The organism is Petroclostridium sp. X23 (genome assembly GCF_030013905.1).
In the GTDB taxonomy this organism is placed as follows: Bacteria; Bacillota; Clostridia; order SK-Y3; family SK-Y3; genus X23.
Window position 1 is genome coordinate 994546 of sequence record NZ_CP124862.1, and the last position, 25794, is coordinate 1020339.

The following is a 25794-nucleotide window of genomic DNA, read 5'->3' on the forward strand; positions in this document are numbered from 1 at the left end:
TTATGCCTGCCAGGAAAAACAGAAAATATGAGCGCCCAACAAGGCATAAGCCTAAATATGGGCGCATCAATAAAAAAATATTATAGGGCGATAGCATGCAAATTTGAGTTACCATAATTCGGTATCTTAAGTTGACAACATTGCAGGGTCGTCCGCCCCTACAAAACTCACTTTATATAGATAAAAAACTCTAAAAGTAAAAATTGGAGCACGGAAGTAGGAATGCTACTTGGGGACGGTTCGTCTGTGGCATATGATTTTCATGCTACTGAGGAACTGTCCCCATGTGGCATTCCAGTAAGAATATTTCTAACTTTACAATTAACTATCTATAGTAGTGTGTTGTAATAAAGTTTAACTTTAAATTTGGTTATCTATATTCTGGAGCATTGCAGAATATATGAATCCGTTCACTTTTTGCGAAGTTTTTCTGTTTCTGCTTCATCAATGGAGTAAACATCATCTTCATCGCAATGAATCACTACTTTATAGTCCTCTAAGGCACTCTTGAGTGATATCTTTTCATCAACAACATCATTGAGAACCTTTTGAGGTAGTCTCTTTATAGGTTCTCCATAACCACCCGAGCCTGGTGTTAAGACCCTGATTACATCACCTTGTTTCACCGGCCTGCCGGTACACTTTGACGGCAGACGTGATTCATTGCCATCTGTTTCAATGTGATAGAACGCACCACCTAGTCCGTCATGACCACTTTCCAAGCCCCAAGGTGCAAATTTATGACGGTCCCCCAGGCCTGTGTACGATACTCCCTCTCCCACAATTTCAAATTCCCGGTGTATGCCAAGTCCGCCCCTGAATTCTCCCGCACCACCTGAATCCTTACGCAAACCATACTTTTTCACCATGATAATGGGAAATTCTATTTCCAGTGCTTCAACAGGCATATTAGAAGTATTGGTCATATGAACCTGAACGCCGCTCAAGCCATCAGCATGACGACTCGCCCCGGAACCGCCAGCGATTGCTTCATGATAGATGTAAAAGTGATCCGGATTATTAGGCACACTCCCTGTAAACACAGCTGTTGTACAAGCACCATTACATCCGGCAATGATGCGTTCAGGCACAACAGGTGCAAGTGCACCAAATATAACATCCGGTAGTCTCTGGCAAGTGTCAATCATAACACCTACAGGTGCCGGGTGAGTTGCACATACTAAACAACCCGGAGGCGCGTAGACCTTAAATGCTCTATAAATGCCTGCATTTGACGGAACGTCTGGACCTACAAGCGCTTTCAGGGAATAAAAAACGGTTGCCAGTAGTGAATTGTAAGGGACGTTGATTGGCGCTTCCACTTGATCGCATGTACCGGTAAAGTCAAAATTCATAAAATCATCCTTGATAGTAATTTTTACACTAATCGGAAGAGGATCCGGATATTTAGGTCCTGCACTGTCCATATAATCGGTAAAAATATATACACCGTCTTTCAAGTTTTTTATGGCTGTACGCAATCTGCGTTCGGCATAATTCTGAAGTGCCTCCATGCAGTCTAGAAGCAAGTCGTTATACCGTTCATATGCTTCCCGCAATCTACGTATACCAATATGGTTCGCAGAAATTTGCGCAATAATATCTCCGTAACGCTCCTTTGGTACACGGGTGTTTGCAATAATAACATCAAGGACGCTATCCAGTACCACGCCATTCTGGCATATGCGGATAATTGGAAGCTTCAAGCCTTCCTGAAAAATACTTACCGCATTACCTGACGTACTGCCAGGAACCTTGCCGCCAATATCTGAATGATGCGCCATATTTATAATCCATCCAAGTAATTTTGATCCTTGAAATGCTGGAGCTGCAACAACAATATCGGGCAAGTGGTTTCCTCCACCATTATATGGATCGTTTCCAACAAACATATCACCCGGCTTGATTTGCTCTTTTGGAAACTTTTTATAAAGTTCTTGCACAAATGTGAGTAGTGAACCCAAATGAATTGCAAGATTTTCTGCTTGTGCAACCATGTTCCCGTAAGGGTCTACAACCGCCGAAGAAACATCCCGTCTTTCTTTTATATTTGTAGAATAAGCACTTTTAATGATGGCCATCGTTGTTTCTTCTGCAATAGACAACAACAGGTTACCAATGATTTCAACGGTTATGGCGTCTGCCTTTTTTTCAATATGGCAACTCATTATTTTCCACCTCCATTATACCATAATCTTAGATTATAAAACCCATCCGTTTTTGCATGCCATCCCGGAGGAATAACGATGGTTGTATCCATTTGCTCAACAATTGCAGGTCCGTTAATGCTGGAACCAGGTTTCACATTTTGTCTTAAATAAACATTGCTCTCAATATAATCATTCTCGCCCTGATAGAAAACTTTTCTCGTCTCCAATGCCTCAGGCATTTGTAAATTTGTATCAATTGGCTGTTCATCCTGCTTAGGTTTACCAATAATACCGATTGCAGATAGTCGGTAATTAACAATTTGAATTCTATTTTTTTCATTATAATAACCGTACTTCTTTTCGTGTTCTTGATGAAAATCGCTGATTATCTCCTGCAAAATTTCCTCTGTTATCTCGCAATCAGGAAGAGAAATAGTAATTTCATAATTCTGATATTCATAGCGGGCATCAACAAAACGCTGATATCTTCTAAGATCTTCAGGTACTTTTTCTCGAATGAGCATGTTTTTGCCTTCATCCAACATAGCAACAAAAATTTCATTCATTGCTCCTATGTTTTCCTTATTGGCAATCATGATATTGGATCGACTCAGGTCAAATTTACTGTCAGCCATTAAAAGGCCGAGTGAGCAAAGTGTTCCGGGAGATGGAGGAATGATAATGCTACTTATTCCAAGCTCACGTGCCATCTCACAACAATGAAGAGGACCGGCCCCTCCAAAGGCCATTAACGTGAATTCACGAATATCATATCCGCGTTCTACAGATACCAGACGAACCGCACGCATCATTCCTGAGTTGACAACAGAAATAACACCATTTGCAGCTTCGATAATATCTAATTTGGCCTTGTCACATATATGCTCCTTTAAAGCTGTACGTGCTTTATCGATATATACATCCATACGTCCGCCGAGAATTTTCTTTTGATTGAGTTTTCCGAGCAAAATATTTGCATCGGTAACTGTCGGAAGTGTACCCCCTAACCCGTAGCATGCCGGACCGGGTCTCGCACCCGCACTTTCGGGACCAACTTTTAAAGCACCCCCATCATCTATGTAGGCAATACTGCCACCGCCTGCACCAATTGTAACAATATCTATCATTGGTATCCTTGCAGGATAACCTTCAATTAAACGTTCTGTGGAAAGCTGCGGCTCGCCGTTTTCGATCAGACTGATATCAGCACTTGTTCCCCCCATATCAAATGTAATAATCTTGTCGCATTCACACTGCTTGCCAATATAGACGGCACCGATAACACCCGCACTCGGACCGGAAACGGCTGTTTTGATCGGGGAATCGATGGTTTCAGATATGGAAATAATACTGCCGTTAGAGTGTGTAATATATGGATGAACAGTGATGCCGGCTTCTTTAATATATCTCTCGAAGTTGTTGACATACTTTTTCATTACAGGCCCCAGATACGCATTAAGCACCGTCGTACTCATACGGGAGAACTCTCGGAATTCCGGAATCAAATCACTAGAAATGGAAACATAAACCTCCGGGCATATCTCATCTATAATTTCCCTAATCCTACGTTCATGAATAGGATTGATAAAGGAAAAAACTGTACAAACTGCAATTGCATCTACCTTTTGCTTCTTCAAGTATTGTACGACTTTGTATGTGTTTTCCTCATCCAAAGGGGTCTTAATGCTGCCATCATACCGCACTCTTTCTTTTACCTCAACCTTTAATCCTGCGGGAATTAACGGCTGAGGCTTTGATTTTAGCAAATCATAAAGCGAAGGCCTCTTTTGCCAGCCAATCTCCATCAAATCTTTAAAGCCTTCTGTTGTAATCAAGCCTATGCGAGAACCCTTTTTCTCAATCAAGGCATTTGTTGCAACAGTAGTACCGTGTGCAAGATAAGACACTTCCTCAGGCTTTATATTATACAAACGCATTATTTTTTCAACACCTGTAACAATTGCAATTGAAGGATCTTCAGGTGTGGAAGGATGCTTATAATGAAATAACTTTTCACTCTGAGTATTAAATATCGAAAAGTCAGTAAATGTCCCGCCAACATCAACACCAATCATATAGCTCATTTCAAACTCACCTTTCTCATAAAATATTAATGATAAAGCTGTGAACCCTAAACTGCTTTAATATTGCAGTGGCTCCACAAACCTAGACGATTCATATTTTCTAGAAAAAATCAAGCGGATAGTAACAATAGTTGTAGTTCATACCTGCAATTTAATTCCTAATGATTTCATTCATAAGAATTCCTCGGGTACAGCTTGCTATAAAAAAGCGAAGTATTACGGTAAATGCCGACCTATAAAAACGCAACATTTACCGCTGATTTATATAGCTGGATACAAGAATCCTAAATCTTACTTACTCAATGATATATCTTCAAGAATAAGTCCGCTCTGAGATAAACAAAGATAACCCGGACGTTGAGCAAAACCGTTTACATTTACTCTCATCGCAGAGGTTTGTTCACGCCAGTTAAGAAATACATGTGGTGATAATTCAAGCAAACGGTCAATTAACTGCTCATAAATCTTGCCCCTTTGAGTTTCATCTAATGTTTTTCTGCCCTCCATCAATAAACGATCCACTTCCGCATCGGCAAAATCAGCAGATTTATTAAAGGTATGTGCCCCGCTCTGCATAAAGTTTGACAGCCAGTCAGGATCCGAATAGTCACCAGTCATCGCATTAATGAAAATGTCATAATTTTTTTCACCGACTTTTGACATACGGGTTGCCCAATCGGGAAGATCAAGTGTAAGCTCAATCCCAATCTTTTTCAAATCACTCTGTACCGCAATTGCAGTCTGCTGATGCATAGAATAACTGGATGAACTTAGAAGTCTGCAGGAAAATCCATTTGGATATCCTGCGTCAGCCAGCAGTTTTTTGGCTTTTTCGATATTGTATTCAAAATACTTTGTCTGTGAAGAATTGTATCCCAGAAAGCCTTCATTGAAAACAAAACCGTAACAGGGTGTACCACGTCCATTAAAAGCGGTGTTGATAACATTGTCACGATTAATTGCATAGGAAATAGCCTGACGTACCTTCGGATCATCCAACGGCTTAACATTTGTATTGAATGAAAGAATCATAACCGGACCATTCTGCTGGTCAAGTTTTATTTCAGGATCATTTTCAAGGGATGGTATATCCTTCCATGGCACATAATCGATAAGGTCAACTTCACCGGATTTTAATGCATTTGTCCTTGCATCATCGTCCGCATAAAAAGAAAATTCAATCCTATCTACTTTGGGCTTATTATCCACATAATAGTCACGAAAAGCCTCTACAATGATATTCTGTCCCTTATTCCATTCAACGAATTTGAAGGGACCCGCACCCATAGGTTCCGTATCAAGATTACTGTCATGTGCTTCCGTGTAGGACTTGCTTAAAATCGCAGATTCAGGAAGTGCCAAATAGTGTTTAAAAGGCGCACATTCTTCTTTTAATGCAAAAATGATTGTTTTGTCATCTGGTGTTTCCATCCTATCAATGATAGACAACTCATGGCGAAAAGATGCACCATATTCCGGATTTAAAATTCTTTCAAAGGAAAACTTTACATCCTCTGAAGTCAATGTGTCTCCATTGTGAAATTTGACATCTCTCAGTTTAATTGTATACGTTTTATTGTCTGATCCAACATCTACAGATTCTGCAATATCGGTGATTATTTCCCCATCCTTTGTATATGTCATCAGTCCACGATACATGCTTTGTGTAATAATACGTTTTGCTATCCCCTGTGCCAAGACAGGTTCAAGAATTGCAGGTTCCGCTGACAAACCGTATCTTAATATACCTCCACCCTTCTCGCTTTGTGAGACATTGCCGCTATCCTGTGAAGAAGGTGTCGTGCCGGTATTCGTTTTCCCGCAGCCGGAGAACAAAACCATCACAGAAACTAACATGACTATCAAACTTTTTCCACCTGTTTTCATTATGCTTCCTCCTTTTTTTATTGGATCATTTATTATAATTGGACACACTCCTGTATCCACTTGTAATACCATTTTGTTCAAGTTATGATTTGGTTTTAGGATCGAGAATATCGCGCAGACTGTCACCCAGAAGATTCACCCCTAGAATCGTAGCACACAGGCAAAGCGATGGCCACAATGCATACATGGGCGCAATGGTTATATACCCTTTTGCCTCGCCAATCATCTGCCCCCACGAAGGGGTTGGGGGTACAATTCCTATCCCTAAAAAGCTTAAACCGGACTCTAACAGAATGGCCGCGGCAATGGTTAAACTGATTTGAATAATCATCGGTGACATAATGTTAGGTAAAATGTTTTTAACTAAAATACGATAATGAGTAGCTCCGAGGGATATTTCACTCTCTACATGCTCAAGCTTTCTCACCTGCAACGTAGATGAATACGCAATTCTGGCAAAATGGGGCATATACAAAATTCCTATAGCAACCACCAAGTTAATGACTCCGGAACCCCAAAAGGCCACCACCATCATAGCCAAAAGAATTGGGGGAAAACACAGAACGATATCAATGATACGCATGATAATCTGTTCAACGACCTTACCGAAATATCCGGCTACAATGCCGAAACATAGTCCTCCTGCATATGCTAGTGCAGTTGCTCCCAACGCAACCAACAATGTAGGACGTATGCCTATAATCAGACGACTCAAGATATCTCTTCCAAAGTTATCTGTTCCTAAAGGATGCCCGGGTGCATAAGGCTGAAGTATACAACTTCCGTTAATCTCCAGAGGATCTCGTGTAATAACTAATGGTCCAATTAATGCTACAATGAGAATTGGCAGCAATATGATTACACTAATAATAAATGTTCTATTTTGAACGCATCTTTTCAACATCATGTTGCCCCCTCATATGGTTATTTAATTGAGCTTTGTTCAGAATAGCTCAATTAGAATCATAACAGATAAAATGCACCTGCTTTTAATGTTGTTTCCGGTTTACACCAGATATTTTAACATTGAACTGTCTACCGAACTCTTGGATCTAATAGACCATATAGAATGTCTACCAGTGTATTTACTGTAATAAAAAATACTGAAATGACCAATATACAACCCTGCACAGTAGGATAATCTCTATAAGATACAGCCTTTACGAGCAGGGTACTAATACCCGGCCAGTTAAACAGATATTCTACCAATACGGTACCACCGATTAGTGAACCGAGTTGTAAGCCAATAATCGTTATAATGGGAATGATCGCATTACGAAAGCTGTGTTTAAAAATAACCATTCTTTCCGGAAGCCCCTTAGCCCTCAATGTTTGAACGAACTCCTTACTTTCAACCTCCAGCATGGAGGAACGGGTCATTCGGGTAATTGAAGCTGCAAGACCTAACGCTAAGGCTAGGGATGGCAGGATTAACCTTTGAATATGTTTGATGGGGTCCTTTACAAAGTCTATATATCCACTGGCAGGAAACCAATTCAGAGTCAAACTGAAGATCACTATTAGAAGCGTCCCCATTACAAAAACCGGAAGTGATATTCCCAATGCTGCCATTGCTGTCATAAAAAAGTCTGTAAATGTTCTCCATTTCAATGCTGCGATCAGACCCATAATAATTCCAACAATTGAAGCAATTATAATTGAAACCAATGCAATCTCAATCGTACGTGGGAGTCGGAGCATGATATTCTCCATTACAGAACTGCGATCCGTAATCGAAGTACCCAAATGGAAATGTGCCAGATCCGACATATAGGTAGTATACTGCTTCAAAAGAGGCTGATCCAATCCCAGCTGTTTTTCCATCGCCGCAACAATCTCCGGATCCGCTGCCTTTTCACTTCCCAGTGCAAGCTTAACCGGATCACCCGGCATCAAACGTAGAAATAAAAATACTAGTGATGCTACAACAAATAATTGTACAATAGCAATAAAAATTCTCTTCGTTAAAAATCGTACCAATCACTTCACCTCCATGTTGTTTCAACCGGATTTTATGGCTTCATGATATAAGTGACATGCTACAAAGTGGTTGTTTCCAACATCCATAAGTGCCGGATAAGACTGAGCACAAATACGCATCGCATATTCACACCGTGTTCTGAAGCGGCATCCCTCAGGAGGATTTATGGGTGACGGAAGGTCACCTTTTAGGAGTATACGTTCTTTTTTGATATCAATATCAGGTATTGGAATTGCTGATAAAAGTGCTTTTGTATACGGGTGTTTATTATTCTTATACAGTTCTTCTTTCGAGGCAATCTCAACGATTTTCCCCATATACATCACCGCAATGCGATTACTCATATATTTTACAACCGAAAGGTTGTGCGATATAAAAATATAGGAAAGTCCAAAATCCTTTTGCATGTCCTTAAGAAGATTTAAAATCTGCGCCTGAATAGAAACATCCAGTGCAGAAATCGGTTCATCACAAATAATAAGTTTGGGTCTAAGTGCAATTGCTCGGGCAATACCTATACGCTGCCGCTGTCCCCCTGAAAATTCGTGAGGATAGCGATTGATATACCGTGGCTCCAATCCTACATATGCCAGCAATTCCTGCACTTTTCTTTTCTTTTCCTTTCTGCTTGCTGCTTTATGTATTTCAAATGGACTTCCAATAATATCGCCAATTGTCACTCGCGGATTTAACGATTCAAAAGGCTTTTGAAAAACCATTTGCATTAGCCGACGTTTTTCTCTCATCTCTTTATTTGACAATTTCAGTATGTCTTCTCCGTCAAATATTATCTGTCCGCTGTTTGCTTGGGTTAAACGCAGTATAACCCTTGAAACTGTACTCTTCCCGCAACCGGATTCTCCTACAAGTCCAAAGGTTTCTCCCTTCTTCACGGAAAAACTGACATCGTCTACTGCCTTCACCCAGCCTCTTCTCCTTGAAAAAATACCTGACTTCAACTTAAAATATTTCTTTACGTTTTTTACTTCAAGAAGCGTATCACTCATTCATCATCACCTCCTCACCTTCCGCCTTATTGCAGGATATCCAATGATTTTCACCAATTTTTTTCCGTGTCGGATGTATTATGCAGGTTTCATCTGCATAAGGGCACCGTGTACGAAAATGGCATCCCTCAGGCATTGCATAAATACTCGGCACCGTACCATTGATGCTGTAGAGCACACTATCTTTTTCTTCATTTAATCTTGGCACTGACATCATTAATCCTCTTGTATACGGATGACTCGGATTTTTAAATATTGTTTTTACATTTCCCGCTTCCATAATCTCACCTGCATACATCACCGCTACGTGGTCCGCAATATCTGCAATCACACCAAGATCATGCGTAATAAACATAATGCTCATATGCGTTTCATCGCGAAGTTTTTTCAACAACTCCAAAATTTGGGCTTGAACCGTAACATCCAATGCAGTTGTGGGTTCGTCAGCAATTAACAGCTTAGGTTTGCAAGAAAGTGCGATTGCAATCATTATCCTTTGGCACATGCCACCAGAAAGCTGATGTGGATAAGCATTGATATAGCTTTTAGGATGAGGAATCCCTACCTGATTCAGTAATTCGATAGATCTGTTAAATGCTTCTTGTTGAGATATTTTTTCATGAAAACGGATTGTTTCTGCAATCTGTTCTCCGCATCTGTACACGGGATCCAAAGCAATCATAGGATCTTGGAATATCATAGAAATCTGTTTACCTCGAATGGCACACATATCTCTCTTTTTTAGATTTAACAAGTTCCTTCCTTCAAAAAGAATCCTACCCTTAGAAATTTTTCCATTGCGTGGAAGTAATTGCATAATAGAAAGAGATGTCAAAGATTTACCGCTTCCACTTTCACCTACCACCCCCAAAATCTCTCCTTGTTTTATCTTAAAACTGACATCATTGACTGCAGCAAACGACTTTTTCTCTACAACAAATTCTGTTTTGAGACCGCTTATTTCCAAAAGCACTTTATCCATAAAAACCTCCTTCCATACAACACATTATTGGGGATGAATTAATAAGATCAATTGATCAATTATACTGTTTTCAATGTGGTACGTATTTTTACAGGTTTTAAAAGGAGATAAATCTTACCTACTGCCCTATAACGGATTACAGTATATTACATCTTGAGATCATGTTTTTATGAGGCTTATATAAATACATATATCACCAATCTTAAATTCTATTTTCAAACCATTTGATACAGTTCATCATTGCCTTATCCGGGTCAAAAAAATATAAAAATAATTTCATGACCCCTCCTCCTTAATACGGTTCAAATCTCTGAATAATTTGAGTGGCAGTTTCTTTGCCTCGTTTCATACATTGCTCAATAGGTTCCCCTTGCATAGCGCCATAGATAAATCCGGCAATGTAGGAATCGCCCGCACCGACCGTATTTAACACCTTTACCTTTTGAGCCGTTTCTCTGTAATAATTTTCACCGTCATAAGCCATACTTCCATCTTCACCAAGCATTGCTATAACCACTTTAGCACCTTTGTTCCTTGCTTTTTTTAAAAAACTTCTGATATAATCATCATCTTTTCTATAGGAAAAAAATGCATAGTCCATATACGGAATAATTTCATTATTGGACTGATCTTCCAATCTACAAGAAAAATCATGGACCATGATGTTATTGTCATTTTTTATTTTTTTTGCATATAAACCGATTTTAGATCTTTTTTCGGAATAAATCACATCAAATTGTTTTATATATTCAATATCCTCTTCATCCAAATAGAAGTCAGATAGGACATGCTCTGTGTAGGATAGATGAATTCTGTCTCCATTCACAATATTCATCACCGCTTCCGCAGACTGTCTGTTAGCAGATTTGCTCATGGAAAAATCAATCTGATATTTCTTCAACAATTGCCTTACGGATTCGGCAAATGCATCATTACCGAAAATAGTCAGTACAGATATGTCTCCACCCAGTTTTTTAAGATTTACGGCAAAATCAATTGCGTTACCTGTGGGATAAAATCTGTTAAGATTCAAATAGATATCACAACAATTATCTCCTACTGCAATAGTCTTCATCACATACACCTCTCCAGCTATACGCCCATCATATATATGAAATATTTTCTGTTTTTAATGCCGTCATACTCTGCAAAGTATATATCCTGCGCATCACCAAATACAACCTCACCATCCTGTACAGGATAAGCACAATGATTACCTGTCAGCATTGCTTTAAGGTGTCCCGGCGTATTTCCTCCAATGGTACCGTAAGAATGTAAGAAGTGGTTATGGTTATAAGGATGGTCAGCAGGTATTAAACGTTCCATATTATCCACAATATCTGCTTCAACACATGGCAGGCTTTCATTTACGGTAATGCCGGTTGTTGTATGTGCTGTGATTACAAACACTATACCATTTGTAATACCCGATTCTTTCACACCTTGTTTTACCCTATCCGTAATTTTAATGAGTTCCACATCGGATTTCTGAGCCCTTATAGGAACAGTTATTAATTTAGTAATCATATCATCTGTCCTCCATACCTAAAAATTTGATTGCATTTTCACCATAAACCAACTGTCTTGTTCTATCTTTCATTTGTATAGAATTTAATCCGTGAAGAATCCGGACAGGACGAAACCTTGGCGAATTTGATCCAAACATCACTTTTTCCGCAAAGTTGTGTTCTAACCAATATTGACCAAATTCTTGATGAAATATGTAATCAAAGAACTGTGACGGAGAATCCAGATATGCACAAGCAGTATCAGTATAAACATTGGGGAATTTGATTAAAAGCATAACTGTTTCTTTTACCCAAGGCCAGCCGAAATGGGATAGACACATTCTCAATTCCGGGGATTCAACAGCTACTTCTTCGAAGTTTACCGGTTGAGCATATTTGCTAAGCGTATTTGGTTCCCATGACAGACCGGCATGAAAAATCACAGGCTTATTGTATTCCATACATTTTTTATAAAGTGGTTTCATGATTTCATCCCCCGGATAAATTCTTAATTTTGCGGGATTCAGCTTTAAACCACCTAGTTTCAAGATTTCAAATGCATATTCTAGTTTCTCTACAGCATCCTTGCTTCTTGGATCTACTGATGCAAAGCCTATGAAAGCATCAGGTTTTAAGTTGACAAGTTTTTTAATTTCTTCATTGGAAATCACTGCTCTACCGCATTCTACTGAACAATCTTGAGGTAAAAGTACCATTTTATCAATTTTAGCAAAAGCATTTTGCACATCAAGCAAATCTAATCCAGCCGGCTTCATCAAATGAAAACTCAACTCATCACATCTTTGGTCAAAGCGTTCTCTATCTTCGCAAATATCTGCGAAAAGTGCCGGGTGTACATGTGTATCGATAACCATGATAGTTTCCACCTTTCTTTATACTGTAAATCAATCATGTAATATTGAAAAGTAGCGAATTGACCATATATACGTAACCAAATAGAGAAGAAAATACCACTGTGGCTACAGCATTCATTGTAATAATAGGAATCATAATAGAAACAAATATAGTAAATTTATTACAATCATTAACTCGTGCGACCTCATCCGAAGTCTCTGTCATATTTGAAAAATACAATATTTGATAAACCGTAATACTTCACTTTCCACATATATCTGCGAGTTGTAAGTGGATGTTGTCTTGCATTTTGCTAATTAATTTCCTCAATAATTTTTTTATATCCATGTAAATCCCCCCTATAGTTGTTATTACAAATCAATGGTTTTATCCTGATATGTAATACACTTTTATTTTGATAATTCTATATTTGTTATAATTGTTATGTACTACTATGCATTCATAATATCATTATACTCCGAAATTAGCAACTGTTTGGCTTAATATTTTTTTATTTTTTATCATTTTTGTTAATCTTTTACAATACCTCTAATTATATTTTGTATTATATTGTTATTACATTTTTTCAGGATTGTCATAGTCGTTTCTTAAAACATATAATAATTTTTTATTCTTTTAAAATTTTGATATAAAAATAACAAACAGAAATAACAAGCAGAAATAACAAATATAAATCATTGTTTTCTGATAAAATATTGATTAACCAATAAAACAACCGATAATCATATTGTCTATATTTTCGTTGACAGGATTATCTGTTTATGCATATGCAACATTAATTATCTATTGTTATTGATAATACAATATATAACAAATATTTCACACAATTATATTCCTATTGATAAACATGTTGTATATCCCATCAGCCCTCCAGGCAAAATATGAGATTTAATGCTTGCATTTACTTGTATGATATCGTATTATAATACTTATATTGGGTAATATTACAGGAGGAATTTTAATGGAACTAGATACTGCTAATTCCCGTCCATTATATAAACAATTAAAAGACATTTTAGCAAAAGCTATTGAAAATGGCGTATTTAAAGCAGGAGAGCGCATACCTACCGAACTGCATCTTAGCAAGACATATAATGTTAGCAGAATTACCGTTAGAAATGCCCTAGAGGAACTTACTAGAGATAATTATCTGGTGCGCAAGCAAGGCAAAGGTACCTTTGTATCTACGGAAAAATTGCAAAGATCCGTTAATGGTATGCGTAGCTTTACTGAAATGTGCCGTGATTGGAATTGTAAACCGGGGGCAAAAGTCATTAAATCGGTTATTGAAGATGCCAACGATATTGATACTGCAGAACTTGATTTAGAACTCGGCGCAAAAATTATTGTAATTGAGCGAATCCGTTATGCAGATTCTATTCCTGTTTCATTAGATAGTCATCGTTTTCCTGAGCAATTTTCTTATCTACTGCATGAAGACTTAAACAACTGCTCTTTATTTGAACTTCTAAGAAATAAGTATAATGTTATCTTTGACAGGTCGGACAAAACAATTGAAATTGTGTTTGCCAGCTATGAACTTGCAAAATATCTAAATGTTTCTAAAGGCTATCCTCTTTTATGCATTAGCAGTATACCTCGTGACATTAATGGTGCAAAAACACATCGTTCTAAGCAATTTATTGTAGGAGATAAATTTAAGCTTATTGTATAAATGTTTTAATTAAGGTTCGCTTCATGCGGGCAAAGGAGCAATTCCCTAATAAATAAAAAAGGGGTTCCATCAAATCGACGGAATCCCTTTCGTTTTGGTGAGACTATTCGAAAAGTCATGAAAATTATCATCTTTTAAGCAAATACTCTCAATTTGCTAAGGTCAAATCACACTACGAATATTTCTGGGGGATGGAGATAAATCCAGAGGAACCGCATTATAACGGTAATGGTTTTATGAAATCTGCGCAACGCGAAAACGATCGACTACTGTATGATTTAAATCCACTCCCAATCCGGGTATCGTCGGAACTGTAATAGTTCCATTCGATATTTTCTTTTCAAGCGCCTCCGTTACGATATCGTAATGGATATCAGGCCGGTACGGGAACACCTCCTGAATAACAAAATTCGAGGTACACGCGGCAAGCTGCACTGATGCCGCTGTAAGAACAGGTCCTCCGCAGTTATGGGGGGCATATCGCATATTAGATGTTTCTGCGGCAGCAGCAATTCTCCACGATTCTAAAATGCCGCCGCATGTACCCGCATCCGGCTGGACGATATCAACACACCGCTGTTCAATGATTCGACGGAATCCGTATCTAGTATATAGTCTCTCTCCGGTTGCAATCGGTATATTTACTTTATTCTTAAGAACACGATATGCATCCACATCAAAAGCATCAATCGGCTCTTCATACCAGAAAGGACGGAACTCCTCAATGGACTGACCGATTCGGGTCATGACATCCGTAGTACCTTCTGCCGTCACATCTACCATCAGGTCAATGCCATAGCCGATAGCCTCACGAACAGCTTTTACTATATTTATTGTACGCTCTTCATATTCACGTGTAACATAACGGTTTTTGAGATGAAAATTAGCGTTGTGATCATTTTCAGCAACATAAGGACTCATCGGATAAAGTTTAATCGCGTCGAACCCATCCGCCACAACTTCAACGGCACGTTCCGCAAACTCATGAGGTTTATCAAAATAGGAGCCGTCCGACCAGTCATTTGCATAAACCCGTATCTTGTCCCTCTGTTTTCCGCCTAGCAGCTCGTAAACCGGCACCCCAAGTTTTTTGCCTTTAATATCCCACAATGCCATCTCCAACGCGCTGACAGCGGCGTAAAAAATAGGGCCTCCACCTTTTCCCCAGAATGTATTGTAATAAAAATCATTCCAGATATCAGATATTCTTGACGGATCCCGGCCAATAACAAAGCTTTCGGCAAGATCTGCCGCCATTGCAGCTGCGCCATTGCACCCGCATCCGAATCCGACCGCGCCCTCGCCTATGCCGGCAATACCTTCATCGGTAACCAGTTCTACAACAACCGGCCTGAAACTGCCTGTGTCAACGACATATATGTTTGCTTCCCTAACTTTCATTTTTGATCCTCCTATTTTGTATATATGTAATTTTTATCAAAACGGATGCCGCCCATTATTCAGAGGCGGATCCCGTTTTGTTGGCGAATGCTTGCATTATCACACAGTTAACATACTAGATATAACTGCAAACCCTATTGTTATTATAACTATTAAAAGCATAAACTTCCAAATAATTTTCCACCATTGCTGGAAAGAAAGACGGCAAATGGCAATCCCAGCGACGGTAACGGGGGCGGTCGGGCTCAGCATAAGCGTAAACTTGTTTGCATACTGGAAGCAGGTAACGGCACCCTCGGGATTCAGTTTTAGTAATTCGGTTAGTGGTGCCAGAATAGGCATAGTAAGTGATGCAACACCGGAAGTGGTCGGAACAACAATGCTTATAAGACCCTCGATAAGATACATGGCAGTAATAAACAAAGCACTTGGAACCGTATGTAAAAATCCAGTGAGCGTATGCAGAATTGTATCGATAATCATACCGCTTTCCGCCATATACAGAATGCCCCGGCTAACACCGATAATCAGACCGGCATAGACAAAATCACCCATTCCCTTTACAAATTCGCGGGCCATTTCGTTTACCTTCAATCCGCCTAAAATACCGGTCAACAATCCCATCGCAATAAATACAGCGGATAATTCATCCATATACCAGCCGAATTTCACTAAGCCATATACCATTAATACCATGCAGAAGCCAAAAGAAAGCAATACCAGTTTTTGACGTACTGTAAATTCTTCTTCAGACGATTCTGCACTAACGATTTCTTCCCGCCAGGTTAAATCGGTCTTATAAGTTATTGAGGAAAGTGGGTTTTCTTTTACTTTTTTAGCATATCGAAGCACAAAAAGAATTGCCAATGCTTCAAGAAAGATAAATTGGAGGAAACGGAAGAATAACTGAGGGTTACCCGCAATACCGGCAACGCCCTGCGCAATCAGGACATTAAAAGGATTTACCGTACCCGCCGCAACGCCAATGCCGGAACCTAAAAATACAATAAGGAAGGTAGTCATGGAATCGTAACCTAAATTAAACATGAGAGGCATAAAGATTAAATAAAATGGAATCAGTTCTTCCGCCATTCCTGTCATTGTTCCGCCAACGCCAAATAGCAGCATGGAGAACGGTATAATAAATGCCCCTTTATTACCAAACTTTTTTATAGCGCGTTTCATGCCTGCCGTAATTGCACCGGTCTTATTCAGAATCTGAAAAGCACCGCCCAACAATAAAACAAATGCAACAACATCTGCGGATTTTTGAACACCTCTTGTAGGCGCCATTAGAATATCAAATATACCCTGACGGGTATCGCCGTCTTTAGTAACCTTTTGAACTGAGTGATAAGTTCCGTCCACAGGAACCGACTTGGTGCTGGAACCCACGGTGACATCCCTACGGTCATATTGGCCGCTTGGAATAACCCAGGTGAGCCCCCCCATGATTACGATAAATATAAAAGCCAGCGCATAGATATGTGGAAGATTCATTTTCCTTTTTTCATTTGTAACAGCTGTAACAGCGGTTTTGTTATCCATAATAATCCTCCTAAATCTTTGTCCATTAAATTTTTAATCAAACCTAGAAAAACCTTCGAGAACAGACACGTTAAAAGGCTTAACCTTAAAATCGAGTTCTTCTTCGATACGAATACCATCGTTTAATGAAATCACTCGTTCGCCGCTTCTAGGTGCACCGGTTTTCAACATCTGAGCTCCAACGGCAACAGCAAGATCTGTCGTAGGATCGTCCAAAACGCCGCCCGCTCGGCCGGAGGCTACAATTAAAAGACCATTATCCTTCATAAATTGTACGGTATCCAATGTCTCCGTCAAAGTCCCTACCTGATTAGGCTTCACAATCATCCCTTTAACTGCGCCAATATTTACCGCCTTTTTTGCGCGTTCAATACTTGTGCAAAGGAAATCGTCACCGATAACGGCAGCCTCTATCCTCTGGGAAGCCAGGCGGAACCCTTCAAAATCCTCCTCCTCAAGTGCGTCTTCGACAAATCCGATAGGATACTTTGTACATAAGCCCGACAATATCGTTATGATTTCATCCCGATCCGCATATTTGCCACGATATAAATAAAGGCCTTTTTGCTCATCGTAAAATTCGCTGGCGGCGCAGTCCATGGCAAAACATGCTTTATTTTGATAACCAGTCTGTGCAACTGCTTCCATAAGAATATCAAAGATAACGGATGGGTCGTCAGAAGGAGCACCATAGCCGCAGTAATTCCCAGTTATGGCAGGTTGTTTGCGATACTTTTCGATTAACTCGCCTACCTTATAGAATACCTCTACTCCAACTTGGACAGCTTCCATAAAAGTATCCACATTTCTCGGAATCAGCATAAACTCTTGGAACGGCTGCGTAATGCCATAATAGGTACCGCCATTAATCAGATTAAGTGCCGGTGCAAAGTGAGTTTTGATCTCTCCCAATGCCATATACCTATAAAACGGCTGCCTTGTATAGGCGGCGCCGGCACGAGCAGCCGCAAAAGATGCTGCGTTAATTGTATTGCCCCCCAGTTTTTCCTTATTGGGAGTACCATCAAGTTCGAGAAGCCTTTGGTCAATCCCTTTTTGATCGGTAACATCCATGCCAACAAGAGCTGGTTCTATGTATTCTTTTATATTTTCAATTGCTTTAAAAACACTTAACCCGGCAAAAAGTTTTGGATCTCCATCGCGCAGCACAACCGATTCATTTTTCCCTACCGACGTGCCTGTGGATGCGCCGGAACGTCCGAGAGATCCATCTTCTGTGATAACATCTACTTCAATCACGGGGCGGCCATTGCAGTCGATTAACTGACGCGCCTTAACACTACTAATTTTATTTGCGTACATTTACCAAGTCTCCTTTTGCTTTTCTTGTAGTCCAGGTACATACATTACGTTAAAATCACAAAGATTTGTACCTGTGTTTCCAGTTAAAATCGCATTGCCAAGCTGTTCCAAAACGCCTCCCGCATCATGCTTCCGTAATACATCATAAATATTCTGGCCAGCTTGCCGGATCTCGTCAAAGGTTTTGGAATCACAAATTCCGCCTGCGAAGCGGGTGGTTCCGTCTGTTCCTTCAGTGTCAACAGAAGCGAGTGCGGCGCCGTCAGTATACCGGGCTTCCAAAGCGAACCCGAGTGCCATCTCATGGCCAGGGCCTCCTCGGCCTGTGGCGGCATCGTCAACTTTGGTTGTTGTTTCCCCGGAACAGAAGACAAAACATGGCGGTGCAATTGGGCGTTTGTTTGATTGTATCTCGCGGGCAAGCGAGCCAAAAAAGATTCCTGCCTCACGGCTTTCTCCTTCAATAAAGGTAGAAAAGACCATTGAGGGCACACCCATCCTCGCGGCAATCTGAAGAGCAGCCTCACATGAATCCGGGACATCGTTTAACACAAAATGAGTCACCTTATTATCCAGTGTCTTAGGCGTTTCAATATCTGAGCCCTTGCCGGAAAGGTAATCAAGGATTGATTTCGGGATTCGGTCGGTAAGCGCGTAATTCTGGATACATGCAAATGCATCTTCAATGGTTGTTTCATCCGGTGCAATAGGGGTACCGGAAAATTCGACAGGTTCATTTCTATCAACTAGTGGCAAAGCGCCGACTGCATCACTGACTATAATGTTGATCAATTCGGCACCCCGGGCCCTTATACGCTGCGCCAGCCGGCCGCCGTTTGTCTTAGATATATGCCTTCGCACCGCGTTAATTTCAAGAATATTTGCGCCAGCACGTAAAAGCACATCCTGTGCCCTGATCTCATCTTCCAGACTGATTCCGTCAACCGGACATGTCAATAAAGCGGAACTCCCTCCGCTGATTACCGATATGAATAAATCTTCCGGCTCGCAGTTATCAATCATCTGAAGAATTTCTTTTGCGGCCTTCATTCCTTCGGCATTTGGCAGAGGATGTCCGCCTACATATGCCTTTATACGCCGATAATGATCTTTTGGTTCTGCAATCTTAACCGATATGATTCCTTTTTTCAGGCTGTCTCCAAGCACTTCGTCTACAGCCATTGCCATTGCATTGCATGCTTTACCTGCGCCGAACAAGTAAATGTTTTTCTTTCTTGAAAGATCCCACTGTCTGTTTCCGATGATTAGACTATTCCCCGAGACGTGCATCATGCCTTTGATTATGTTGTAGGAGTCAATCTCTTTCCACAAAAACTCCAACAGTTGAAGGATCATTTTTTTAGAAGATACATCACCGTGAGAAATCAGTTCAACATCGTTTTTGATATACTGCATTAATTAGCACCTCCAAAATTATGTATAAACTTCTCGGGCTCGGAATGAAAGACGGCTGATCGGACCGTCCAATTATTCCATTGTATAATTACGTGAATTTTATATGGGTGGGTTTATATGTAAAAAACCGGTTTTTACAATCTTTAATTTATTTCAGAAACGGTAGAAATACCCCTCGTTTAATATGTCTTCAATTTTGGAGCTTACCTTGAGGGAATTATCCTTTTCCCTTTCGGCAATTTCGTGAATCATATAATTAATAAGACAAAAAAGCGGTACAAAAGAATCTTTGAATCCTACACCGGATGAATCCGTTAGTATAACCAGATCTGCAAATTGTTCAAGCTGGGCGTGCGAAGGACCTGTAAACAAAATCACTCTCCCCCCCTGCTTGCGAATACGAATGGCCAGTCGCAGACTTTCTTGAATAAAACGTGGATAGGCAAACAAAATACACACATCATGGCGGCCAATCCGAACTATCTCTTCAGGATATGTGCTCGCAATCCCTTGGATAAGATGCGCATTTAATTTAATCTGTCGAAGTATGGTGCAAAATAGAAAGGCTGGCGCAAAACAAGTGCGGAGTCCCATAACATATACGTTTTGAGCTTCCAGAATCATCTCAAAAGCCTTTTCAAGTTTGTTTTCAGATAAGGTTAAAATAGTTTTTTCAATTCCTTCTATTTCCTTCTTAAAATATACATCTAGTCGACGTAACTCTTTTTCAGAAACCGTTATGGTACGTATGCGCTCCGGTAAACTGATGTTTCCCTTTATATTATTTTGAATATTCTCTTGAAAATCAGTAAATCCATTGTATGACAGCACTCTTGTGAAACGTATAACAGTTGTTGTACTGACTCCGATTTTTGCTGCAAGTTCATACAGTGTGTCAAACGCAATCTCACCCAGATTATCTAGAATATATTTTGCCACACGCTTTTGAGATTTTGTCATTTTCGCATAAGAATTGTTAATTTCTTTTACTAAATCCTTCATTATTTCCCCTCCATAAAAAGTATCTCATAGTACATTTTTGTTGTCAATAATATGCTGTTTTTTTGTAATAGATCACTAATCAATACTATTATAACTAGTAAAACTGCCCAAAAATTAAGAGCTGCAATCAAAGAATCTTAGTTATGAAAAAAACGATGTACAAAATTGTACTATTTAATACATTTTTACCAATGTAGTGAAACAACCTAAATTCATTAACTGACTTTATAATTTAGACACGTCTATTTACAATTTCCTGTGCTCATTAGTGTTGCATAAAACTTTTTAAAAAAATTAAATGTAATATTTACCTGTAGAATTAAAGAAGGCCCCTCTGCTAATAAATATAGTAGCTGGCAAGCAACTACATTTATTAGCAAAGGAGCCAACGAACATGAATAATTGTACTACAGTTTTTGAAACTTTAAAAGGCTTTTCACCAAAGAATTTATTGGAAAGAGCCATTGCCGAAACAAATACCGATCACGAAACCAAGAAGTTTACTGCTCTTCGGCAATTTAATACGCTGCTTTATGCTTAGTTAATCGGTAAAGAAGAAAGCCTTAGAGGTTGATTCAGCCATTTCTTGATGAAAGAAACACCAAGCTTATCAATGGCAGCTCCTCCCACCAAAACTTCTGTGTAGTTGAAAACATGACCAAATTTTTCTCCTATTTTACTTAACACCCTTAATCCTTGCTCTATTATTTCCGGACCAATGCCATCACCTTTTACAACTGCTATATTGTAACTCATAATGATTCTCCTATAAATCTTTAATTTTAATTTTTCATAATAATTTTTTCAAATGTTATATCTTTAAGAGTTTTACAACCTGTCATAATCATAGTCTCTATTAACTCTGCACCGATCTTTTTAGTATAAAGCTCGGCACCCTCCTCACCGCCACCAAATGCCGCTATCGCATACGGCCTTCCAATCAAAACTGCATCTGCCCCTAATGCTATTGCTTTGAATACATCAGCACCAGTTCGAATACCGCCATCTACAAAAATTTTCAATTTATCTCCTACCATTTTTCTGATTTCAGGAAGCATGGCACAGGTTGCCGGAGTATCTGCAAGCACCCTTCCTCCATGTGAAGATACAACAATACCATATGCACCTGATTTTAAAGCTTTTTCTGCACTGGAGGCAGTCATAACACCTTTTACAATAAAAGGAATCTTCGTCATTGAGGATATTTCAGAAAGTTCTTCTACACTTTTTGACGAAACCGGCTTACCCATCAGAGCTAAGTTTAGTAACCCTGCCGAATCAATGTCCATAGCGAATGCCATAGCTTTAGTCTCTTCAATCATTTTAACTTGATCCAATACTTTTTCATTCTTCCATGGTTTAATTGTAGGTACAGCAATACCGTTTGCTGCTTTAATAATCGGAAGACTATTGAGAAAAATATCCTCTTGCGGTCCGTCTCCAGTAAATGCCGCACAACCAGCTTTATTTGTTCCAAATACAACTGCTGCATCATATTCAGCTTCCGTAAGTGCGCCATTATAATTAAGTTTCATTCCTGCTACTGGAGCTGCAAAAATTGGATACTGAAATGACCTGCCGAACAGCGAGATTGTAGTATTCTGACCTTCATTTTTATAGATTGTATCCATTTTAATTTTAACAGAAGACAGGAAATCGATGCATATAGTAAATCCGTTACCGTTTCCTTTCGCTCCTACGCCCGGAATCTCTCCCTTACAAACAATTCCATTGCACTCCTTGCATACCCTACAATTAGGTGCCATATTCTTTTTAGCATTTTCTCTCATTTCTTGATATGTCATTAACTTCATCTCCTTTTCTTCTTTTATATAGATTCTAACAACTCCCTTCAAAAAACTAATATATTCCGAATAGATGATTGTCTAGTTTTCTTTATTTATATAAATTAAATAACAAATATAGGAAGATCCTCTTTGCGCTCTTCCTATATCTGTTAAATAATCTGCGATAATTTGCCTTTGAGAATCTGACATATTTTTTCTATAGCTCAAATTCCCGTGTCAAATTGCTAAAAACTCTACTTATACCCATAAGCTCACAATAAATGTTGCCACTAAGCCTCCCAATGCCATAAACATATTAGACAGCGTTAATGTTTTCAAAGCCGTTTTCGTATCAAATCCCATGTAATTCGCATATACCCAAAAGTAGCTGCAATTGACATGCATAGGGGCTCTAGCACCAGCTCCCGATGCAAGGAAAATTAAAATTGGATCAATTCCCAATTGAGCGCCTATAGGTGCTGCCAGCGTAGCAGCAGTGACAACTGCTACCGTTCCTGATCCCTGTACCACTGTAAATACTGCAGCAATAAAAAACGGTATTAAGATAAATGGTATTCCTAAATTAGCAACCATATTTGCAAGACTGGCACCAGCACCGGATACTTTCAGAATTTCTCCAAGTGCTCCACCAGCTGCTGTTATAAAAATAATGGTTCCTGCATCCTTTAACGAACTATCCATAACATGTAAAACCTGTTTTTTGCCGATACGTTTACCAAGCAGTATAATTGCAAGTACCGTTCCACATATAAGCGCGATATTAGCATCGCCGATAAAACTAGTAATTGCCAAGACCGGAGATTCTTTCGGCAGAATCATTTTGGCAGTTGTATTTGATATAATAAGCAAAATTGGCAGCAGCAGTGGCATAATTGCCGCAAACATAGCAGGAAGATCCGTATCGTTTAAATCCACACTATCATTTGTATCTACTCCATCCTGATATGTGTAAAAACTATCCGGTTTGCTTCTAAGATAAAGTTCTGCAAACAACCAGCCACCTGCAGTCATTAAAATAGCTGCAAAACTTCCATAAAGAATGGCACGTCCGATATCTATTCCCAGCATACCGGCAGCTGATAATGGCCCTGGTGTCGGCGGAACATATACATGAGTTGCCAGCAATCCCGCCGAAAGAGAAACTGCCAATACGGCACGTGCTATTTTTGCTTTTTTTGCAATTGCTTTAACCAATGGCGCAAGTATAATAAATCCTGCGTCACTGAAAACCGGAATAGACACTATATATCCTGCAACAGCCATTGCGAAACTGGATTTTTTTTCTCCAACCATTCTCACCGTACCTAATGCAAGCTTTGTTGTTCCTTTTGATGCCTCCAGATAATTCCCCAGCATAATGCCAAAGATAATGATAATGCCGATATTCTTAATAGTTTTTGAAAAACCGGTTGTCATGTTATTAACAACTTCAACAGGTTGCATACCAGCCAGCAAACCCATTGCCAAAGCTGCTGCCATTAGAGCTACAAAAGCGTTGACCTTCATTTTAAAAGTCAAAAAAAGAATAATCGCAATCCCAAACAAAAAAACGATTTCAATTGGCATAAAACATTTTCCCCCTTAATTTTTTTAGCTCACTCTCGGAAATTCCAGGAGTTTTGGTTTAATGTATTCGCGTAGTGATGTCACCTCCTGCTTTTTATTAAATAACAGTTAAAATATATCTAATGAAATAACCATTATTTGCATTTATGTTTTCAATCGTTTTATCTTTCGCACATTATCCCATAATAGATATAATTGATATTTTTACATAATTAATATTATGGATATATATGCTACAAGATGATATGATTCATTTTACTTATCGGAAAAAGCTTAGACTCAAAATGCTGGAAAATCAAGAAATACAAAGAAAAGACCTGACTGTCTTGCTTGGTTTATGTTTCAATTTTTCTATCAAGGAAAAACTTTATCTGCTTTATGAGACTACTCTATCTATATCATTAACTGCTTCATTACTTGATACAACGATTGTTTTTGCTCAATTCCAATTCCACATTCCATAGGTAGAGATGCATATCCATTCTCTATCCTTGTGCTATCTCCAAATCCTCCGAATGGCTGAAAAACACCTGGATAACACTCGCTCCCACCCAGTTTAAATGCAGCGCTCAAATGTAAGCATAACAAATTTCCTCCATGCGGATAAATTCGTTGAGCATCCCATCCCATCTCTTTAATTACCTTCATTATTTTGATAAAACCGGTAGCTCCATATGCCAAATTAGCATCCATCTGAAGGTAGTCAATCTGAGATCTTAAATGTCCATATAATATCATGTTTTTGATATCTTGTTCTGAAAACAAATTCTCTCCAATTGCAATTGGACAGGAATACTGATCAGCTAATACTGCATGTAATAAGTAATCATTGGGATCTCCCGGTTCTTCAAACCACATGATGTTGTAGGGTTTCATCGTCTCTGCATATGCTAGTGCAGTCTTCAAATCAAATTTTCCATTTGCATCAACCGATGTAACAGAACCATTTCCGGAAACTGAAATTACCGCTTCCAGTCTTTTCATATCTTCAGCAAGAGATGCTCCGCCTACTTTCATTTTTACTGTAGTAAACCCCTCATCGAGGTATGATTTCATTTCATTTTTAAGAATTTGAAGCCGTTTTTCTTCCGAAAAAGACTCATCTGAATAATACCCTCCAGCTGCATAGCAAAATACTTTATCACTATATGTGCCATCTCCATATGTTTCACTCAAGTACTTCCATAGCGGCTTTTCTTCAATTTTTGAAACTAAATCCCAGACTGCCATATCAATTGCACCGACAGCATGAGCGCGATCGCCATGTCCTCCCGGCTTTTCATTTTTCATCATTACTTTAAATATCTTGTCGGGTGAAAAATTAGTTCCTTCATCACTGAGCAGTTCTGCGGCTTCTGCTTTCATAATACGCGGCGCTAACCTACTGCTGATAATTCCGCTTTGCCCATAACGCCCCGCAGAATTGAATCCCCAGCCTATAATCGGTTTTCCGTCACGTATAATATCGGTAACAATAGCAACAGCGGTTGTGGTCATTTGACTAAAATCAATGACGGAGTTGCGTACATTTCCGCTGAATCGCATATCACAATATTTAATGTCTACAATTTTCATATTTC

General features: G+C 39.2%; 21 protein-coding genes. 2 read left to right on the forward strand and 19 right to left on the reverse strand.

Annotated features, from left to right (window positions below; translation table 11 throughout):
• Positions 1-410: 410 nt before the first annotated feature.
• The 10 genes from QKW49_RS05010 to QKW49_RS05055 all read right to left on the reverse strand — a co-directional run bounded on the left by QKW49_RS05010 (position 411) and on the right by QKW49_RS05055 (position 12474).
• Positions 411-2168, reverse strand: coding sequence for a hydantoinase B/oxoprolinase family protein (locus QKW49_RS05010; protein WP_282866463.1), 1758 nt, complete (start codon positions 2166-2168; stop codon positions 411-413).
• A complete protein-coding gene (locus tag QKW49_RS05015; RefSeq protein WP_282866464.1) occupies positions 2168-4234 on the reverse strand; it encodes a hydantoinase/oxoprolinase family protein in 2067 nt (688 codons plus the stop codon). The genes QKW49_RS05010 and QKW49_RS05015 overlap by 1 nt, the downstream gene beginning before the upstream one ends.
• 291 nt (positions 4235-4525) lie before the next feature.
• Complete coding sequence (locus tag QKW49_RS05020; RefSeq protein WP_282866465.1) at positions 4526-6121, reverse strand: ABC transporter substrate-binding protein; 1596 nt, start codon at positions 6119-6121, stop codon at positions 4526-4528.
• Positions 6122-6203: 82 nt separating this feature from the next.
• Entirely contained in the window at positions 6204-7028 is an 825-nt protein-coding gene (locus QKW49_RS05025) for an ABC transporter permease (RefSeq protein WP_282866466.1), read from the reverse strand.
• A 128-nt stretch (positions 7029-7156) separates the two neighbouring features.
• On the reverse strand, positions 7157-8101 hold the full coding sequence (locus QKW49_RS05030) for an ABC transporter permease (RefSeq protein WP_282866467.1): 945 nt from the start codon (positions 8099-8101) through the stop codon (positions 7157-7159).
• A 21-nt stretch (positions 8102-8122) separates the two neighbouring features.
• A complete protein-coding gene (locus tag QKW49_RS05035; protein WP_282866468.1) occupies positions 8123-9109 on the reverse strand; it encodes a dipeptide ABC transporter ATP-binding protein in 987 nt (328 codons plus the stop codon).
• Positions 9102-10091, reverse strand: coding sequence for an ABC transporter ATP-binding protein (locus tag QKW49_RS05040; protein ID WP_282866469.1), 990 nt, complete (start codon positions 10089-10091; stop codon positions 9102-9104). The genes QKW49_RS05035 and QKW49_RS05040 overlap by 8 nt, the downstream gene beginning before the upstream one ends.
• A gap of 292 nt (positions 10092-10383) precedes the next feature.
• Complete coding sequence (gene frlD, locus QKW49_RS05045; protein WP_282868065.1) at positions 10384-11166, reverse strand: fructoselysine 6-kinase; 783 nt, start codon at positions 11164-11166, stop codon at positions 10384-10386.
• A gap of 17 nt (positions 11167-11183) precedes the next feature.
• Positions 11184-11618 carry a secondary thiamine-phosphate synthase enzyme YjbQ gene (locus tag QKW49_RS05050; RefSeq protein WP_282866470.1) on the reverse strand — a complete coding sequence of 145 codons (435 nt, stop codon included), beginning with the start codon at positions 11616-11618 and terminating at the stop codon, positions 11184-11186.
• A gap of 1 nt (position 11619) precedes the next feature.
• Positions 11620-12474, reverse strand: coding sequence for an amidohydrolase family protein (locus QKW49_RS05055; protein ID WP_282866471.1), 855 nt, complete (start codon positions 12472-12474; stop codon positions 11620-11622).
• A 962-nt stretch (positions 12475-13436) separates the two neighbouring features.
• On the opposite strand from QKW49_RS05055, the gene QKW49_RS05060 reads away from it, so the two are divergent.
• A complete protein-coding gene (locus tag QKW49_RS05060; protein ID WP_282866472.1) occupies positions 13437-14150 on the forward strand; it encodes a GntR family transcriptional regulator in 714 nt (237 codons plus the stop codon).
• 234 nt (positions 14151-14384) lie between these two features.
• Here the strand turns inward: QKW49_RS05060 and QKW49_RS05065 are convergent, their stop codons facing one another.
• From QKW49_RS05065 to QKW49_RS05085, 5 genes are all read right to left on the reverse strand, one after another.
• Positions 14385-15551, reverse strand: coding sequence for a mandelate racemase/muconate lactonizing enzyme family protein (locus QKW49_RS05065; protein WP_282866473.1), 1167 nt, complete (start codon positions 15549-15551; stop codon positions 14385-14387).
• Positions 15552-15650: 99 nt separating this feature from the next.
• A complete protein-coding gene (locus QKW49_RS05070) occupies positions 15651-17099 on the reverse strand; it encodes a YfcC family protein (protein ID WP_282866474.1) in 1449 nt (482 codons plus the stop codon).
• A gap of 33 nt (positions 17100-17132) precedes the next feature.
• Positions 17133-18422, reverse strand: a complete 1290-nt coding sequence (locus QKW49_RS05075; RefSeq protein ID WP_282866475.1) for a phosphopyruvate hydratase — start codon at positions 18420-18422, stop codon at positions 17133-17135.
• The gene (locus tag QKW49_RS05080) at positions 18423-19838 is read right to left on the reverse strand and encodes a DUF4147 domain-containing protein (protein WP_282866476.1); all 1416 of its coding nucleotides are present in this window, start codon (positions 19836-19838) and stop codon (positions 18423-18425) included. It lies immediately after the preceding gene.
• A gap of 153 nt (positions 19839-19991) precedes the next feature.
• The gene (locus QKW49_RS05085) at positions 19992-20840 is read right to left on the reverse strand and encodes a MurR/RpiR family transcriptional regulator (protein ID WP_282866477.1); all 849 of its coding nucleotides are present in this window, start codon (positions 20838-20840) and stop codon (positions 19992-19994) included.
• Positions 20841-21234: 394 nt separating this feature from the next.
• Between QKW49_RS05085 and QKW49_RS05090 the strand changes: the two genes are divergently transcribed.
• Positions 21235-21381, forward strand: a complete 147-nt coding sequence (locus QKW49_RS05090) for a DUF4372 domain-containing protein (protein WP_282866478.1) — start codon at positions 21235-21237, stop codon at positions 21379-21381.
• On the opposite strand, the gene QKW49_RS05095 is transcribed toward QKW49_RS05090, so the two are convergent.
• From QKW49_RS05095 to QKW49_RS05110, 4 genes are all read right to left on the reverse strand, one after another.
• Complete coding sequence (locus QKW49_RS05095) at positions 21378-21596, reverse strand: isocitrate/isopropylmalate family dehydrogenase (RefSeq protein ID WP_349239082.1); 219 nt, start codon at positions 21594-21596, stop codon at positions 21378-21380. The genes QKW49_RS05090 and QKW49_RS05095 overlap by 4 nt on opposite strands.
• A gap of 26 nt (positions 21597-21622) precedes the next feature.
• On the reverse strand, positions 21623-22645 hold the full coding sequence (locus tag QKW49_RS05100; RefSeq protein ID WP_282866480.1) for an alpha-hydroxy-acid oxidizing protein: 1023 nt from the start codon (positions 22643-22645) through the stop codon (positions 21623-21625).
• A gap of 240 nt (positions 22646-22885) precedes the next feature.
• The gene (locus tag QKW49_RS05105) at positions 22886-24214 is read right to left on the reverse strand and encodes a gluconate:H+ symporter (protein ID WP_282866481.1); all 1329 of its coding nucleotides are present in this window, start codon (positions 24212-24214) and stop codon (positions 22886-22888) included.
• Between the two features lie 393 nt (positions 24215-24607).
• Positions 24608-25789: an enolase C-terminal domain-like protein gene (locus QKW49_RS05110; protein WP_282866482.1), complete on the reverse strand. Its 1182-nt coding sequence runs from the start codon at positions 25787-25789 to the stop codon at positions 24608-24610.
• Positions 25790-25794 lie beyond the last annotated feature (5 nt).